This window comes from Nostoc mirabile CHAB5784, assembly GCF_020829645.1.
GTDB lineage: Bacteria > Cyanobacteriota > Cyanobacteriia > Cyanobacteriales > Nostocaceae > Nostoc > Nostoc mirabile.
Genome location: NZ_JAIVFS010000030.1, coordinates 20599 through 39609 on the forward strand (window position 1 = coordinate 20599; position 19011 = coordinate 39609).

Annotated in this window: 6 protein-coding genes; all 6 read right to left on the reverse strand. The window is 42.1% G+C overall.

Features of this window, described 5'->3' with window-relative positions:
• Window positions 1-45 precede the first annotated feature (45 nt).
• The 6 genes from panP to LC653_RS19920 all read right to left on the reverse strand — a co-directional run bounded on the left by panP (window position 46) and on the right by LC653_RS19920 (window position 19010).
• Window positions 46-1686: a pyridoxal-dependent aspartate 1-decarboxylase PanP gene (gene panP / locus LC653_RS19895; RefSeq protein WP_229496427.1), complete on the reverse strand. Its 1641-nt coding sequence runs from the start codon at window positions 1684-1686 to the stop codon at window positions 46-48.
• A 132-nt stretch (window positions 1687-1818) separates the two neighbouring features.
• Window positions 1819-5169: a non-ribosomal peptide synthetase gene (locus tag LC653_RS19900; protein ID WP_229496429.1), complete on the reverse strand. Its 3351-nt coding sequence runs from the start codon at window positions 5167-5169 to the stop codon at window positions 1819-1821.
• A 265-nt stretch (window positions 5170-5434) separates the two neighbouring features.
• Complete coding sequence (locus LC653_RS19905; protein WP_229496431.1) at window positions 5435-11506, reverse strand: type I polyketide synthase; 6072 nt, start codon at window positions 11504-11506, stop codon at window positions 5435-5437.
• 146 nt (window positions 11507-11652) lie between these two features.
• Window positions 11653-12789, reverse strand: a complete 1137-nt coding sequence (locus LC653_RS19910) for an iron-siderophore ABC transporter substrate-binding protein (protein WP_229496433.1) — start codon at window positions 12787-12789, stop codon at window positions 11653-11655.
• Window positions 12790-12891: 102 nt separating this feature from the next.
• Window positions 12892-15564, reverse strand: coding sequence for a TonB-dependent siderophore receptor (locus LC653_RS19915; protein WP_229496435.1), 2673 nt, complete (start codon window positions 15562-15564; stop codon window positions 12892-12894).
• A 167-nt stretch (window positions 15565-15731) separates the two neighbouring features.
• Window positions 15732-19010 (reverse strand): non-ribosomal peptide synthetase, encoded by a 3279-nt coding sequence (locus LC653_RS19920; RefSeq protein WP_229496436.1) that lies wholly within the window; start codon window positions 19008-19010, stop codon window positions 15732-15734.
• Between the last annotated feature and the right edge of the window lies 1 nt (window position 19011).

Genomic DNA, 19011 nt, shown 5'->3' on the forward strand with positions numbered 1-19011 from the left:
CAAATCTAAATATTTTTTGTCTAACATCCAAGCATTGAATGAGAATTATTTAATTGAAATTCCAGAAGCAATCTGAATCTGATCATTTAAAACTGCATCAATATCTTCTTCAGTAGTTAATGGATTGGCAATGACAGCACGCATGGCAGTTACAGTAATTTCTTTATCAAAGTTTATTCTATTTTTTGTCGTTCTTGAGATAAAAGTGCGACCAATATGACGCTGCATTTTTTGTAAATCTTCATTAAAATCGTTGATCATTTCATTAGTTTTTTCTGTTAACTGCTTATTGGCAACAGCTTTTCTAAATTTCTCTGGAATATACCGATAAATTAACAAATTAGTATCAGGTTCTGCCAACAATTCAAATTCGGGCATCGCTGAAATACGAGTAGCCATGTATTGAGTTTTCCTTATTCCTTCATCAATCAAAAACTCATATCCCTTAAGCCCAATTAGCTTTAAACCAGCGTGTAAAAATAAAGCCATGCCAGGTCGAGAACCTTCCAAAGCACGTTTACCTAAATCAAACGATCCCTTACGCATGGTATAACTAGCCTGTTTTTCTATTGAAGAAGCTAGATAAGGATCGCGGAAAAAGACCATACCAATACCCATTGGTAAATATAATTGTTTATGTCCATCAATGGTTACTGAATCAGCTTTTTCAATACCAGCAAGCTTATGTTGATGTTTTCGGGAAAAGATAACTGGCCCACCCCAAGCAGCATCTACATGAAAATGTATATTATTTTCTTGAGCGATCTCCGCAATATCTTCTAGGGGATCGACACTACCAGAATCTGTAGTTCCAGCAATGCCGACAATGGCTATGATATGTAATTTTTGTTCGCGGCATTCTGCAACAGCTTGACGTAGTGCTTGTATGTTAACTCGATTGTTCGAGTCAACGGTTACTCTAATCAAATTTTGGGTACTAATGCCCATCAAATCTGCAACTTTATCAAAAGAGAAATGCATCAATTCGGAGCCAATCACAACTGCTCCTTTGTAGCCATAAAAATTTAGGGCTGCTGTTAAACCTTCTTTTTCTATGCCTAAAAACTCATTTTTAGCTCCCAAGGATTTATTTCGCGCGCACCACAGTGCTGTAATATTGGCTGTTGTACCACCAGAAGTTAAAATTCCTAATGTACTCTGATTGTTTTGAATATGCTGGGTGTAAAAATTATCGGAAAAACTATAAATTTGTCGATGCATCATTGCTAAAGCTTCACGTTCATAAAAGCTCAAAGCTTTAGCAGTCTCTATTTTGACAGCATTTTGATTCATTGCTGTCATTAGTTTAGCTAGAGGTCGTACAAAAGAAGGAAGCGCCGAGGTCATGTGGCCGATAAATTGTGGCGAAGATGTATGTATAGAGTCAGAAACAACGTTATCACCTAAGTATTGGAAATAGCTTTCAAAATCAGTAGGTTCTAAAGGTATTTGGCTCTCACTAAATCTTTTGATTATCAAGTCAATCTCAACATTAGTATTTGCGCTTTTTGTAATTAAAAATTCCTCAGAAAAATCATTAACTATCTCATCTATCCGCGTTTCAATAGATTTCCCTAGAGTAGGTACAAACATTTGTTTGACATACTCACCAATTTCAGAATATAATATTCGCTCAGTTTGAGAAAAGCTATTTGTAGATAAAAAACTTTTTTCACTTAATGTCATTTTTTCTCCTGCAATAGGTAATTTTTATTCTGCATTGCTAATACTTTTGATAACTTACGCAAAAACCTTTCGATCTCTCATTTTCCCTGTTTTTTGCGCCATATACGGTTAGTTTCTTTAATTGGATAAATTTTATTGTTCACCTGATTTAGGCGAAACTATACCTTCTTTGATGGCTGTTCGGTGTTCTTTTCTGGCTTGTTTTCGACGCTGTAATGAAGCTGTCCTATCTTCAGAAACATGAGAATGTTTGATAAAAGATGTTTCTTCTCTTGATTCCTGACTAAAATATCTAGCTAGGTGGCTGATGGTTGGATATTGAAACATTTCTACCAACAGAAAATCTCTCTGAAATATTTTTTGCAATTTACTATGAACCTGAACTAAAAGCAGCGAATGACCACCAAGTTCAAAGAAGTTATCATTGATTCCTATGTTCTCAACATTAAGTACTTCTTGCCAAATATCGGCAATAGTTTTTTCGACCTCAGTTTGGGGTGGCTGGTAAACTGCTTCCAATTCAGGGCGTGCTGTATCAGGTGCAGGTAGCGCTTTGCGATCGACCTTTCCATTTGGTGTTAGTGGTAGTGTCTCCAGTGTGATAAAAGCTGTTGGCATCATGTAGTTTGGTAACTTTGACTCTAAAAAGTTACGTAGTTCAGCAATTATCAGTGTTTGCTCTTTTTCAGGGACTACATAAGCAACTATTAGTTGAGAATCTCCTGAATCATCGCGTATTATAACTACAGTTTCTTGCACTCCTGGGTGTTGACTGATGAGTGTTTCAATTTCTCCTAGTTCAATGCGGAAGCCGCGAATCTTCACCTGATCATCAATACGTCTCAGGTATTCAATGTCTCCATTGGGTAGATAACGCGCTAAGTCGCCTGTTTTGTACAAGCGTTCGGAATTTGAGGATTGGTCTTTTTTCCCTCCCCTGCCTCTTGGGAAGGGGTTAGGAATAAATCTTTGAGATGTTAGTTCTGGCCGGTTTAAATAACCCCGTACCACGCCAGCACCACCAATATACATTTCGCCTGATACTCCGATGGGTACTGGCTGGCGATCGCTATCTAGTAAATAAACTTGCAAGTCAGGAATTGGACGACCAATTACACTTCCTGATGGTACTTCTAAGTCTACCATTGTTAGGGGACGATATGTAACATGCACGGTTGTTTCCGTAATGCCGTACATATTGACTAACTCTGGAGACTGGTCGCCATGACGCTCAAACCAAGGTCTTAAACTCTCAAGTTGCAAAGCTTCCCCACCGAAAATAACTTTTCGCAGGCTTAAGTTGTTACTATTTCCCAGCGATTCCTCTACCTGCATCAGTTGGCGGAAAGCGGAAGGTGTCTGGTTAAGTATCGTTACTTGTTGTGTTACTAGCAATTTATAAAAGTCTTCAGGTGAACGACTCAGCCAGTACGGTACTACTATCAATCGTCCACCATACAGCAAGGCACCCCAGATTTCCCAAACAGAAAAATCAAAGGCTATTGAATGGAATAGTGTCCATACATCCTGTTGGTTAAAGTTATACCAGGACTGTGTTGCAGCTAAAAGACGGACAACATTGGCGTGATTAACTAATACAGCTTTGGGTTGACCTGTCGAACCAGATGTATAGATGATGTAGGCTAAATTATCAGTTTTACAGTCATTAATGGGGTTTTTTTGGCTTTTTTGAGCTATAGTTTTCCAATCTGTGTCTAGACAAACAATTTTAGTCTGATGTTTCGGTAAATTCTCTATTAAGTGTTGCTGTGTGAGTAATATTGTCACTTCAGCGTCTTGCAACATCAAGGCTATACGTTCTGGGGGATAAGCTAGGTCTATCGGTACATAAGCACCACCAGCTTTGAGGATGGCTAATAACCCGATGACCATAGAGAGCGATCGCTCTACACAAATCCCCACCAATACCTCTGGTTTTACTCCCAATGAACGCAAGTAATGCCCTAGCTGATTTGCTCTGGCGTTGAGTTCCTGATAGGTTAGCTGATCATCTTCAAACACCACTGCAACAGCATCAGGTGTCAATTCTACTTGAGTCTCGAATAACTGATGGATACATTGCTGTTGAGGATACTCAACTTCTGTATTATTCCACTCCAGCAGTAATTGATAACTTTCTTGAGCAGTAAGCAACGGCAAGTGCCGAAGTTGTCGATCAGGGTTAGCCACGATACCCTCCAGCAAGGTCGCTAAATGTCCTAATATTCGACTAATGGTATATCTGTCAAAGCGACGGGTATCATATCCAATAATCAGTCTCAATTCTGAACCAGGATAGACTTGTACACTAAGGGGATAGTTCGTCTTTCCAAAAAACGACTGAGAACCGCCGACAATCATGCTTTGAGCTAGCTTTTCTTGGCTAGGATCTACTAAATAGTTATTAAAAGCTAAAAGGCTCTCAAATAGTGGTAAACCACCGGGGATCTCACTCCATTGTTGGATTTGCATCAGCGGACTATACTCGTACTGACGTATTTCCGCTTCTTTAGACAGAAGCTCTTTCAGCCAGGGTACGAGGAAAGCATTAGATGGTACTTGTACTCGTAGCGGTAGTGTATTGATGAACAGTCCCATCATAGACTCTGCCTCCGCCAGTGCAGCAGGTCGGCTTGAAGATGTGGCTCCAAAAACTATATCTTCCTCCCCACTGTAGCGGCTCAAAAGCAGCGCCCAACATCCCTTTATTAGAATGTTCAAAGTTATCTGATGCTTTTGCACAAAGGATTTTATGGCGGCTGTCACAGTCGCTGATATCTGGATCTCCTGTTGATCTTCATAGTCTTTTTCTTGGCTAGAGAAGCTACTTAAAGCCTTGCTTACCAAAAGTGGTGTCGGTAACGTGAATCCTCTGAGGGTCTCGCGCCAGAAATCTTCAGCCTTGGATAAATCTTGCTGTTGTAGCCAAGCAATATATTCTTTGTAGGGACGGGGGGGTTCTAGATGTAAATCCTCACCTTTGCAAAAGGCATTATAGAACTCATAGAATTCCTTCCACAGCCAAGTTAAAGACCACCCTTCCATTAGAATGTGGTGATAGCTAAAGACAAATTGATAAGTGTTGTCAGCTACCTGAATCAATGTCAAGCGTAATAGTGGTGAGTCGGAGAGTTTAAAGCCTCGCTTGGGTTCCTCTGTTAAAAAAACTTCTAGTTGCTTTTGTTGCTCGTGTAAGGATAGTTTCCGCCAGTCTTGAAATTCCCAAGGTAAATCCACTCGCCGATACACCACTTGATATGGCTTATCAAGATTTTCCCAATAGAAGGAGGTACGAAAAATCGGGTGTCGCTCTATAATTCGCTGCCAAGCTTTCTGAAAAGCTAAGATATCAAGCTGAGTTTGCAAGGTGTAACAAGACTGCTCAAAATACACTCCGGAATTAGGTGCAGCAAGCGTGTGGAAAAGCATACCCTGCTGCATGGGTGAAAGTTCGTATATATCTTCAATATTCTTTTGTTTCATTAAAAATTCCTCCTGTCAGCAATACCTTCGCCAATTTACGAGCCTTGATATAGAACAAACCTAAGATTTTACACGCTTGTTTTTGCTGGATGGCAAAAAACTGAGCCAATAAAATCTGCAAAAGTTTGTGTGGAAGTAATAATGAAAGTCCTGTACGTCTGGACTGGGGTTTTACGTTTTACTTAATAATCAAGCATGGTCTTGTGTTGGGCTATTTCAGCAAAAGCTAGCAGAACTTCTTTTTTTGGCTAAGGTATTGGTCAGATTAACCAATCTGAGTCAGTAACTTACTCAAATTTTCTTGATTGATGTTTGCTTGCAAAAAGTCTGAAGGAGTGTACTCCCCTGCCTCAGGAGACTGACAGTGGGCAATGAGAGACCTGAGCGCTTCTACAAAACTATGAGATAGTTTTTCTATTGTCTCACGTCTATGAACATTCGAGCTATACATCCATGACACTTCTAACTTTCCTTCAACAATACTCGCATTCACACGTAGCAAATGAGTCCGGTTCGCTTTGGGACTGAGCGTCGACCCAGTGAATTCTTCAGTCGGTTTGAATAGGGAAAACTGAGGAAAGCTCTTACCAAATTGACCAAAATAGATGAAAAATACCTCTGCTTGGGGAATTGACCGAATTTTGTCTGCAATTACTGTATCCTTGCTTAGGTAGCGTAGCACTCCATAGTCAATGCCTTTATTAGAAATGCGACGAAATTGCTCTTTGACGGCTTTCAATGCATCGCCTGGATTGTCGGACTTTTCCAAATCCAAAAGTACAGGATAGAGAATAGTAAACCAACCAACTGACCGTGATATATCCACATTATCTATACCACCTGTACTTACCTCCCGCCCATTTTCTTCCAGATCAACTAGTAGCAAGTTTACGCCTGTCCATTGGGCAAAACTCTGTACAAGGGCACTCAGCAGAATTTCTTGTGTATTAGTTCGATAGACTGCTGGAACTTCCTGAAGCAATGCTTGAGTCTCTTGTGAGTTCAGCATTATTGACAAAGTTTGCTCCGACACAACAGTGTTAAGGCCTCCAGGATAATCCATAGGTAGGCGGGAAACTTCTTTGTGACGTTCGCTCAGCCAGTTATTTTGCCGTTTGTGCAACTCTGCTGATTGAGCGTATTCTTCTAGTTGTAAAGCCCACTGTTTGAAGGAAGTTGTTTTTTGTGGAAGCTCAATTGCCTTACCATGACTGAGCTGCTGACAAGCAGTCTCAAGATCCTCTAACAAGATCCGCCAAGAGGCGGGATCTACAGTCGAGTGGTGGATGATGATTAGCAAGCGACTTGGCTTGTTGGCGCCCAGTTCAAAAAGGGCAACCCGCACAGTCGGTCCTTCACAGAGGTTGAGGCTAGTTTGTAGTTCAGCGGCAGCTACCTCCTGAGCAGATTTTTGAATCTCTGTTGACAATGCCGACAAATCTATGTATGTAAAAGGTATCACTTCTTGAGGGCTAGCGTTGACCTGCTGCCAGCCAGATTCAGAGGGTATAAACCGAAGGCGAAGTGTATCGTGGTGTATTAATAATTGCTGCAATGCTTGTTCCAACAAAGCTGGATCGAGAACTTGCAGTACCTCTAAGAAGACTGATATGTTCTTGTGGTGCGGTTCTGGTTGATTCTGTTCAAAAAAATTGTGTTGGATAGGTGTAAGAGGCAGCGAACCAGTTACTAAGCCTTGTTCAGCCTGTACTACTTGCTTTATGCTTACCACGTTTGCTAGAGCGGCAATTGTTTGGTGCTCAAATAATTGCTGAGGAGTCAGCCGAAAACCTGCTTTAGCGGCTCTACCACTGACTTGAATGCCAATTACGGAGTCTCCACCTAACTCGAAAAAGTTATCTTCAATGCCTAAGCGTTCAATTCCAAGGAGTTCTTGCCAGATATTGGCTATGGATTGCTCTATCTCATTTCTAGGAGCAACATAGTCATTATCTAAATTAGGTCTTAAATAAAGTGAAGCAGAACTGGCTTTTTGTGTAAGTTGATGACCTGGACTAAATTCAAGTTTAATCCATCTTTTGATACTAACTTGCAAGTCTACCGTTGATGTGACTACCTGAGTAAATTTTCTCACAGATAAGGCACGTTTAAAAACCTCTAGTCCTTCTTGCCTTGTCATCATCGAATCTGCACCTTTGGATAAGGTTACTGATTCCGAAGATTCTTGAGTAATCCAATCGCCATAATTAATACTTTGCCAGGGGAAAAGACTTGTTTGGTTCTGTTTATGTACAAAAGCATCAGTAAATAGATGCGCTGCTGGATAGGCAGCCATGCCCATTACCCCTAAAATAGATGCTAATGAGGATATGACTACGCAAAAATCTAGCTCTTTTCCTTGTAGGATATTTTCTAATACAAATAATCCATAGCCTGTTGAGCTTAATTGACTTTCACACTCAGTTTTACTTATCTGTTGAACAGTGCTAAACAACTTTATCCCTGCTGCATGGATTACACCATGAATCTGACCAAAACGGTTTGATGCTTCAGTCATTACTGCTTGCATTTGTTCGAGATTAGCAACATCGGCGCGGCAAATTATAATCTCAGCACCCAATGCTTCCAATGCTTGCATTTTCTGAATTTTGCAAGTGATATCATCATTTTCATCATGAGTTGCTAGCCATTGTGACCACTCTTGTTTTAAAGGAAAACTAGAACGCCCTGTGAGAATTAGCTTGGCATGTGCTGTTTGGGCGAGATATTCTGCCAACACCAAGCCAATATCTCCCAAACCACCAATAATTAAGTACACTCCTTCATCCCTGATGGGAATTGTTTCTTGATTTGGTTCCTCAAGTTGTATTGGTTCAAAAGTTTGCACCCATCGATGTTTACCACGGTAGGCAATCATATTCTCAGATGCCGTCTGAGTGAGTTCTGTTACGAGTTGGCCTATGAGTTGACTGTTTTGAGATGTTCTTGATTCAGGAATGACAACATCAACATTACGACAGGTGATATGGGGATACTCTTGGGGAATGACTTTACAAATTCCCATGATAGTTGCCTTTTCTGGACACAACTCTTCATCGCCATTTACCTCTTGCACATTGTTGGTAACAACCAGAATTTGCAAATCATCGGTAACTTCTTGTCTTCCCAATGCCTGCGCTAGGAAAAGTAGACTATAAAAACCATTATTTTGACATTCTTTAAAGAACTGATGGGATGATTCTGGTTGTGTGTTGGGGATGAGACTCCAAAAATGAGCGAAATGCCATCCGGCACGCTCCGCGATCGCATTTGGTTTAAAATCCAATAGTTCCTTTAACAAGGCATCATAATCACAGCTAGCTTGGGGATTAATTGTGTAGGAGCGATCGCTTAACTTAGTAAACTGCTCTCCAACAGTTACAGTAATCACATCATGCCCCTGTAATTCCAACTGTTTGGCAATTTCTGAACCAACTCCAAGAGTATCAACAAATACTAAATAACTTAACTTTTGTGCTGGTTTCGCTGGTATATGTGGAGAACGTTTCCAGGAAGGGATATAAAACCAGTCGGCAATATTTGGTTTTTTGTGTAATTCTTGTGGCAATCGCGTTGCCAAATTCGCTTCCGGATTAGCATCAACCCAGTAACGCTGACGTTCATAAGGATATGTCGGTAAGGGGATGCGATCGCGTTGTTCATGGGCGTAAAAACCAGACCAGTCTACTTTTACCCCTGCCAACCAAAGGCGCCCTAATGTATTCATTAAAAAGGCTACATCTGACTGTTGCTCGTAGGAATGCCGTAGGGAAGGGAGCATCACTGATTTGGCTCTATCATCACTTTCTAGACATTGCAGGGCAAAACTACTCAATGCCTGACCGGGGCCAACTTCCAGTAATATGGGATTGTCTTTTTGCCACAATTGTTGTACTCCCGAAGCAAAGCGGACTGCTTGACAGAGATGCTTCACCCAATAACTGGGATCTGTTGCTTGTTCGGCTGTAATCCAAGTTCCGGTAACGTTAGATAAATAGGGAATTTTCGGTGGTTTGAGGCTGAAGGTTTGCACTAAATCGTGAAAAGTCGGTGCGATCACCTCCATCATCACAGAATGAAAAGCATGAGAACTCTGTAAACGCTTCCCAACTAAACCCCGTGTACTCAATTGTCGTTCCAATTCTTCTATAGCATCTGTGGAACCTGCAATCACACACAAGGATGACCCGTTAATTGCAGACATAGAGAGTTGATCGTTCAACAGAGGCTGTATTTCATTTTCTGAGAGAGCGATCGCCAACATTGCCCCTTCCGGCAACTCTTGAATCATTTGCGCTCTTTTAGCTACCAGGGTTAAAGCGTCTTCAACAGATAAAACCTCGGCTAGAGTTGCTGCTACATATTCACCGATGCTGTAGCCAATCATTGTCGCCGGACGAATCCCCCACGATATCCACAATTGAGCTAAAGCGTATTCAATGACGAAAATAGCTGGTTGGGTGAGAAAGGTTTGATTCAGTTTTTGAGTGCGTAGATCTGCTTGTTCCGTTCCCCGACCTAACATTTTTCGCAAATCTAGCCCAGCAGAGAGAGTGCTTGATTTATTTCCATTCTCACTGTTTCTACTGGGATACAGGACATCTCGCAAATCCAGACCAAGGTGGGGTTTGAGGAGTTCACAACATTGGTCAACACAAAGGCGAAATGTTGGCTCAGTTTGGTAAAGTTCAAGAGCCATATTAACGTAGTGAGTTCCTAGTCCAGAAAACATGAAGGCAACAGGGCGTTCCTGAGTTTTCTGAGTAGTGGTGATAACTCGCTTGGAATCTTGAAGTGCGTTGATAGCATCTTGAAGATCCCGACAGACAACTGCACGCCGATAGTCGAAAGTTCTGCGCCCAACCTGCAATGTGTAAGCCGCATCGGCAAGGTTTAAATCGGGATGTTTTTGCAGGTAATTAACTAGATTTGTGGTAGCTGTTTCCAGGGCCGAATCGGTTTTGGTGGATAACATCAATAACTGCCAAGGGCGTGAGGGGCTGGAAACTTCGACCATTGGGGCTTCTTCGAGAATCACATGGGCATTGGTTCCTCCTAACCCAAAGGAACTAACTCCTGCACGTCGGGGAGTGCCATTTGTTTCCCATTCAGTAAGTGTGGTGTTGACGTAGAAAGGACTGTTGGCAAAATCAATTTCGGGATTAGGCGCAGTAAAGTGTAAGCTGGGAGGTATTTGTTTGTGCTTGAGTGCCAGTACTGTTTTGATTAATCCCGTCACACCGGCCGCAGTGTCCAAATGCCCAATATTGGTTTTGACGGAACCAATGGCGCAGAATCCAATATTTTGGGTACTAGAACGAAAAGCTTGTGTTAGGGCGGCAATTTCAATGGGATCTCCTAAGGCTGTTCCAGTACCGTGAGCCTCGATGTAAGTAATTGTCTCCGCTTCTACTTCTGCTACTGCTTGGGCTGTTCTAATTACTTTTGCTTGGGTATCGATACGGGGTGCTGTGTAGCTTACCTTGAATGAACCATCATTATTGATTGCTGATCCTTTAATTACAGCATGAATGCGATCGCGATCGTTCAAAGCATCTTCTAATCGCTTTAATACCACAATACCCACACCCTCACCGCCCACAGAACCCTGTGCATAAGCATCAAATGCACGGCAATGTCCATCGGGAGACAATATTCCCCCTTCTGTGTACAGATATCCAGTTTTCCTTTCCGCATTGATAGCAACGCCACCAGCCAAAGCGATATCACATTCACCATTCAGTAAGCTCTGACAAGCTAAGTGGACAGCAACTAATGAAGTTGAGCAGGCAGTTTGCACAGCATAACTGGGCCCTTCTAAATTTAGTTTATAAGAAACACGCGTGGTTAAATAGTCTTTATTGGCTGCTATGGTGAGTTGCTGAGGATCGATAGAATTTATGATATTTTGATTTAGATAAATATTAAGTAAGTAGCTGCTCAGACTAGAGCCACCATAAACACCAACAGCACCTTTATAAGTTTGTGAATCGTATCCAGCACTTTCCAGGGCTGACCACGCACATTCTAGGAAAAGTCGGTGTTGCGGATCTGTGATTTCTGCTTCTCTGGGATTAAAGCCAAAAAACGAAGCGTCAAATAATTCTGCATCTTCTAGTACAGCCTGTGCTTTTACATAGTTAGGGTTATTTAATATCGATGAATTTATACCTGAAGACAACAATTCTTCATCTGTTAAAAAAGAGATTGATTCTATTCCATTTTGGAGATTATCCCAGAATTCATCAATATTTTTGGCTCCAGGAAACAGTCCTGTTAAACCGATAATCGCTATTTCTGAGCCGTTTCTATAAGTAGAGGCTATTGGAATAGTCATAATTTCACTTAATACTTGAATATTTTCAATGGATATATTTGAGGATATTGGAATGATTAAATTCTTGTTTAGATTTAATCATTGAAAATGAGCATAAGTTTCAATCAAGTAATTTAAATTTGGGTATGATGTTTTGGGGCATAGGTTTAGGGTGTATTAACTAAGTACTTAAATAAGTCATCAATAACGGCGTTCATTGCCAAAACATCAAAACCGTACCAATTGTAAGCATCGACGAAATAAACCCGATTTTTTTGAACTACTTTCAGATTTTGCCATAAAGGAGATTGTTTCAGCTTTTCTAAAACTTCTTTGCCCGACTCTCCTCCCCAGTGCGAAAGGAATAAAACATCACCATCAACTTCAGATAGATTCTCCTGAGAAATATTGCTTTTTGTGAAAAAATCCCCCCTTTGTGCGGATGGGCGTTGTAATCCAATATCATTTAGAACTACCCCAATGGGAGACTTTTTCCCATAGGTGTATATCCCATAATTTTGATCCACAGTGGCAACGGATACCTGAAGATGATGGCGGCGATTTTCCTTTGGAGAGGCTACGCCAACGCCCAAAGCTTGTTTGAGTTGTTTAATTCGTTGCCAATATTGATCGATTAACTGTTTTTTCTCCTGTTCCTTATCAAAGAGGCTGGCAACATCTTCTAGATGTTTTTCCCAAGAAGAAGGTGGGGTGGAAATATCCATGACAACTGTAGGTGCTATGTCAGATAGCTGCGTATAAATATTCTCTAAGTAAGGTCGAGTCATCGACAAAATTAGATCGGGTTTTAGTAGGAGAATCTTTTCTAAATTTGGTTGGACTAAGGTTCCAACAGATTCAACTCCGTCGGCTTTGCCTTGAAGATATTTTGGCAAAGGTTCACCTAGACTTTGTGTAGTTGCAATGGGTTTGATACCCAATGCTAAGGTGTTACCAAAAGTACTCATCCATAGAGTTACAATTCGTTGTGGATTTTGAGGAATGCAGGTTTCACCCATCGCGTGTTTGACGGTTCGGCAAGGGGCAAGAGATGCTTCTGAAGCAGGCGTTGGAACTCGCTCAATCACCGTACTACTACAAGCTGAGGCGATCGCAATTATTAGTAGTGATAACAATAGCCATTGCTTTACCCCCCTCAATCCCCCCTTTGCAAGGGGGGAAGCTAGGTCTTGCTCCCTCCCCTTTGCAAGGGGAGGGGTGGGGTGGGGTCGATCGCCGTAACTGACGAATCGTCTGAGCAATCGCCTCCACCACCTTATCCAGTTGTTGATAGACCTGCTCATTCGTAAACCTCAAAATATAAATTCCCTTTTAGGATTCTCAGTTGTGTGTCAATCTTTACCCCCCTTAATCCCCCCGATGGATTGGGGAGGGCTGGGGAGGGGTCAAAGCTCAAAGGAAATTGTCCCCTGCACCGTCAACGGATCACCCCGATAAACTCGAGTCCTAGCGAAAGCAGTTTCAATGTAATCTACATCAAATAAATTCCTAAAATTAAGGGCAGCGCGAAACCGATCGCGTTTATAAAAAATTGCGGCATCCGTCCGCAGATAGCTGGGTACTTGAAAGGTATTGTTGAAATCGCCCTGCCGTTCTCCGACAAAGAATAATCCCAGTCCAAATCCTAACCCTTGCAAATCACCCTGCTGAATTTCATAGCTTGTCCACAGGTTAAAGGTATTTTCAGGGATACCAAGAAAACGAAGACCCACGGGAAGCGTGGTGTCCCGAGTCACTTTTGCATCGATGTAGGCATAGCCCGTAGTAATGTTCCATCCCGGCAGAATTTCTCCCCCAAGGGTGAGTTCAACGCCTCGGCTGTTCTGTTCACCCACTTGAATCGAATTCCCGTCAGGCACGCCTGGTCTGGTGTCTTCAGTCAAAACATTGGATTTGGTCAGGTCGTAGAAGGAAAGCGTCGCCGAAAGTCGGCTATTTAAATCTGCCTTGATCCCAACTTCGTATTGGGTGCCGCGCTCCGGTTGAAAGACATCACCACCAAAGACAGTGCCAAGCGTTGGAGTGAAAGAGCGACTGTAGCTGGCATAGAGTGAAATTGGCTCAACAGGCTGATAGACAATGCCCACACGAGGACTAAAGGCATTGCCAGATTGATTTGTTTCTGTATTAGCGAGAAAATTCTGATCATTTTGACTAAAAGTATCGAACCGCCCGCCCAACAGCAGCTTCAAATTTTCAGCAAGTGTGATCTGGTCTTGCACATAAATGCCCAGTGCATCTGTTCTACTAAAACTATCATTCCTGAAAGTAACATCACCAAGTGGTTGACCATAGACAGGATTGAATAGGTCAATGGGAGCTGCTTGGCCACTAAACCCAGCTGAGTCCAATTCGCTTCTGGTAAGGTTAATACCTGTCACCACTTGATGACGAATACTACCTGTAGAAAACTCACCAACAACGTAAGTGTCAGAGTTGAAAAATCTGTTGGAATATTCTGTTGTTTCACTGTAGTTTCGGCTCAGAATTCGGTTATTATCAGCTAAGGCAGTGCCGTAGGCAAATCTCCTACGTAGCTCACCTTGCGTATATTTCAAGGCATTTCGTAGCTGCCAATTTTCGCTAAAGCGATGTTCGAGGTCATAGCCAACTCGAGTCGAATACGAACTTTCTATATCATCCGGCTCACCTATACTCCGGTTACGTGGTATTTCCCCATTAGGGTTTGGCAACGCAGTTCCTACGGCTGGGAGACCATAGCCTTGATTGGAGGATTGGGGTCTAGCAAGATATTCCGCAGCTAGGGTCAATTTTGTGCGATCGCCAATCTGAAAAGCGAGTGTTGGTGCGACAAAGTATCTCTGCGCGTTGAAGAAATCAAAGAAACTTTCTGTCGTTTGCGCGGCTAGATTCAGTCGGTACAACACTGTTTTGCTGTCATTGAGCGGTCCCGAAAGGTCAATAGCACCGCGATAAAAGCTGAAACTACCCGCAGAAGCTTCTAACGAATAGTAGGATTCACTCAATGGCTGTTTGGTTACATAGTTAACAGTTCCTGCTAGCCCCCCTTGACCGTAGAGAACGGAGGCAGGTCCCCTAATAACCTCAATCCGTTCAATCCCTGCTGCATCAAAGCCGACTATACCAGCACCCGGATTTTCCCTCCACCCATTCCACAAGACATCGGCGCCAGCATAAAAACCTCGGAGGTAGAAAGCTGACTGTATAAAAGATCTGGAGGGATTATCCAAGCTTGCACCAGGGACATTTCTGAGGGCTTCACCTAGATCAGTGACGTTTTGATCCCGTAGCACTTGCTGGGGTATCACTTGAATCGACTGGGGAATATCCCGCAGGGGCGTATCGGTGCGAGTGCCTATACTGGCATTAGGAACACGATACCCATCTTGCTCTCCCGTCACTACCAACTCAATTGGCTCATCATTTTCTGCTGAAGGTGTCTCTGGCGGTGTTTCACTTGTTGGCTGCTCAGGTTCAGTTTGCTGTGGTGGCTGTATTGCTGTTGTCCCAGGTGTCAACGCAAAAATCAACCCTTCATTACTGTCAAACAACTCTACTGTTGGCAAAAGAGTCTCACCCGTGACTGTCACTCGGATAGTATTGGCATCAAGGTTTGTAACTGTTATTTCACTAATTCCCTCAACTGGTTTTTGGGAGCGGAATGTGAAAGCATCGCCACTGGGTAAACGTAATTGAGCATTAGGTATATCAGCGATAAAGTTATTCTTAGCACTGCGATTGGTGATTTGCAATTGTTCTCCACCAGTCGTCTGTAAAATCACCTCCACCCTTTTCTCTGTGGGATTAGCTTGCACTCCCGTCACCTGTGCAATTTCTGATGAGGGGGCTGTTTGGGGTGCTGGCGACTGCACCAGCATGATTACCCTAGTGCTGGGACGCTCAACTTCACTCAGTTTGGGAATCTCTCTAATTGACCGGGATTTACGTACTAGTGATGCAATCGATTTACTCTGTATCTCTGACTTTGGTATATCTTGAGCCGTTGCGCTCATTGCACACCACAGCCAAACAGAACTCGTTAGTAATAAAATTGGCGATAACTGCTTTGGTTTCATTGACTACTCTACACACCTGGATATACTATCTAGCTAAAGAGAATCAATGCTAGTAGCACATGAGTTATTTACTCTAACTTCAAGAATAAATCTTACAGGAAATGGTTTAACAATTGCAAGTTTTTATCATTTGTTATTTACAAAACTAGTTACATAACGATCCATCCTTAAATATTTTCAATTGATTTCATTTTTTGCAGACGCTTTCTTTGTTGAGCTTTACCATCAGCAATTTTTTCTGTAGCAACGTCTACTACACCAGAAGATAGTTTTCCATTTTTGAGTTGATTAAAATAATCTACTAAAGAGCTTATGGTCGGATATCTAAACAGATCGAGGATAGATAAATCACTCTGAAATACTTCACGCAATTTGCTATGAACCTGAACCAAAAGTAGCGAATGACCACCTAATTCAAAAAAATTATCATGGATTCCTACGTTCTCAACATTCAGTACTTGTTGCCAAATATCAGCAATAGTTTGTTCCACTTCAGTTTGGGGTGGCTGATAAACCACCTCCAATTCTGGACGTGCTGTATCAGGTGCTTTTAGTGCTTTGCGATCAACTTTACCATTGGGTGTGAGAGGGAGTGCCTCTAGCAATACAAAAGCTGCTGGCATCATGTAGCTTGGTAGCTTTGACTCTAAGAAGCTTCGCAATTCAGAAATTACCAGTGTTTGCTCGGTTTGCGGGACTATATAGGCTACTATTCTTTGAAACTCTGCTACCACAACTATAGTTTCCCGCACTGCTAGGTGTTGGCTAATGAGTGCTTCAATTTCTCCCAATTCAATGCGGAAGCCGCGAATCTTCACCTGATCGTCAATACGTCCCAGGTACTCAATGTCTCCATTGGGCAGATAACGCGCTAAGTCACCGGATTTATAAAGGCGGGCATTTAGGCGATCGCTAAAGGGATGGGAAATAAATCTTTCAGTTGTTAGTTCTGGCCGATTTAAATAACCTCGTGTGACACCAGCACCACCAACATACATCTCACCCTTAACTCCAATCGGTACTGGTTGTTGATACTGGTCTAATAAATAAACTTGCAAGTCAGGAATTGGACGACCAATAATACTTCCTAATCCTACTTCTAAGTCTGCCTTTGTCAATGGGCGATATGTAACATGAACGGTTGTTTCCGTAATGCCGTACATATTGACTAACTGGGGAAAGCGATCGCCATGACACTCAAACCAAGGTCTTAAGCTTTCAAGTTGCAGCGCTTCTCCACCGAAGATGACCAATCGTAGATTTAGCCCTTTGGCAGTTCCCAAAGATTCCTCTACCTGTATGAGTTGGCAAAAAGCGGAAGGCGTTTGGTTAAGTACCGTAACTTGTTGTGTTAACAACAATTTGTAAAAGTCTTCGGGTGAACGACTTAGCCAGTAAGATACTACCACTATTTTGCCGCCATACAGCAGCGCACCCCAGAGTTCCCAAACGGAAAAATCAAAGGCTATGGAATGGAACAGTGTCCAAACATCATCTTGATTAAATTTATACCAAGATTCGGTTGCTGCTAATAGACGAACCACATTGCTGTGATTGACTAATACCCCCTTGGGTTGACCTGTTGAACCAGATGTATAGATAATATAAGCTAAGTTATCAGTTGTACAGTCATTGATTGGATCTTGTTGACTTTCCTGAGTTATACTTCCCCACTCTGTATCTAAACAAACAACCCTAGTTTGATGTTGTGGTAAATTCTTTATTAGGTGGTGCTGCGTTAGTAATAATGATACCTGAGCATCCTGCAATATAAAGGCTAAACGTTCTGGTGGATACGCTGGATCGATTGGGATATAAGCACCACCCGCTTTCAGGATGCCTAATATTGCAACCACCATAGAGAGCGATCGCTCTACACAAATCCCTACCAATACCTCTGGTTTTACTCCTAGCTTTTGCAAATAGTGTGCTAATTGATTCGCTCTAGTATTTAGTTCACGATAGGTTAGTTGTTCCGAGTCAAATACTACAGCGATTGCATCAGGTGTGCGTTCTACTTGTGCTTCAAACAATTGATGAATACATTGATGTTGAGGATAATCAACTTTTGTATTATTCCACTCCACAAGTAACTGATGTCGTTCAGTTTCTGTTAAAAGCGACAATTCACAAAGGCGCTGCTGTGGATTAGCCACCATACCCTCTAGCAGAGTCTGCAAATGTCTGAGCATTCGGGTAACGGTATCGGAGCGATCGCTATCATCGTAAGTAATCTTGAATAATAACTCCTTACCTGGAATAACAGTTAGAGTTACAGGATAGTTAGTTCTTTCAAAACCATGAAAATCTTCTATTTCAAAATTTATATCCCTCTCTTGCACAGAAGGATATATATGATAATTCTCAAAAACTAATATATTATCGAACAGAGCAAAACCTTTAGGAACTTCACTCCATCCCTGGACTTTTACTAACGGACTATATTCGTATTGACGCGCTTCAAGTAATTGAGTTTGAATTTTTTGCAGCCAAGGTAAAAGAAATTCTTTGGGCGAGACTTTGACTCTAACTGGTAGTGTATTAATAAACAGTCCTACCATCGACTCGGCTTTAGCTAAGATTGGGGGACGACCAGAAGCTACTGCCCCGAAAACTACATCTTCTTGACCACTGTAGCAGCTTAACAGCAAAGCCCAAGCTCCTTGTACCAGAGTATTTGGCGTTAGTTGATGCTGCTGTGCTACGGATTGCAATACTGCGGTTGTGACTGCTGAAAGTTGAATTTTCTGTTCGGCATAGCCATCTTCTGAAGTCAGTGATTTTCTAGCACCTTGATCTGCCCACAGCCATGTTGGAGTCGTAAAACCTTTGAGTGTCTCTCGCCAGAAAGTCTCAGCCATAGATAGGTTTTGTTGCTGTAGCCAGACAATGTAATCCCGATAAGGGCGAATAGCTTCTAAGTATACGTCTTCACCGTTGTTGAAAGCTTTGTAACAAGCAAGAACTTCCTTAAAAATTAGGGCAACAGACCACCCATCTAGTAACAGATGATGATGACTCCAAGTAAAGTTATAGGATGTATCTGAAAGTTGAACCAGTGTTAGACGCATCAATGGTGGTTGCGTAAGTTCAAAGCCACTAGAGCGATCGCTCTGCAAGAAAACCTCTAACTTTTGTTGTTGTTCATCTGGAGACAGATGCTGCCAATTATACTCCTGCCACAGTAGAGTTACCTGTCGATGCACAACTTGTACTGGTTCTTTTAAGCCTTCCCAAACAAAACAGGTTCGTAGAATTGAATGGCGCTCTACAATATGTTGCCATGCGCTATGGAAGACTGTAATGTTTAGTTTTCCGTGGAGAGTCCAGCTAAACTGTTCAAAATAGTTGCCAGATTTGGGGGCTGCAAGACTATGGTAGAGAATGCCCTGCTGCATGGGCGAGAGGGGATAAAAATCTTCAATGTTTTTGTTTTTTACGCCCATG

Bases quoted from the DNA above. Each gene is read 5' to 3' on its own strand.
- panP (WP_229496427.1), bottom strand. From the start codon at position 1,686: ATGACATTAAGTGAAAAAAGTTTTTTATCTACAAATAGCTTTTCTCAA.
- LC653_RS19900 (WP_229496429.1), bottom strand. From the start codon at position 5,169: ATGAAACAAAAGAATATTGAAGATATATACGAACTTTCACCCATGCAG.
- LC653_RS19905 (WP_229496431.1), bottom strand. From the start codon at position 11,506: ATGACTATTCCAATAGCCTCTACTTATAGAAACGGCTCAGAAATAGCG.
- LC653_RS19910 (WP_229496433.1), bottom strand. From the start codon at position 12,789: ATGAGCAGGTCTATCAACAACTGGATAAGGTGGTGGAGGCGATTGCTC.
- LC653_RS19915 (WP_229496435.1), bottom strand. From the start codon at position 15,564: ATGAAACCAAAGCAGTTATCGCCAATTTTATTACTAACGAGTTCTGTT.
- LC653_RS19920 (WP_229496436.1), bottom strand. From the start codon at position 19,010: ATGGGCGTAAAAAACAAAAACATTGAAGATTTTTATCCCCTCTCGCCC.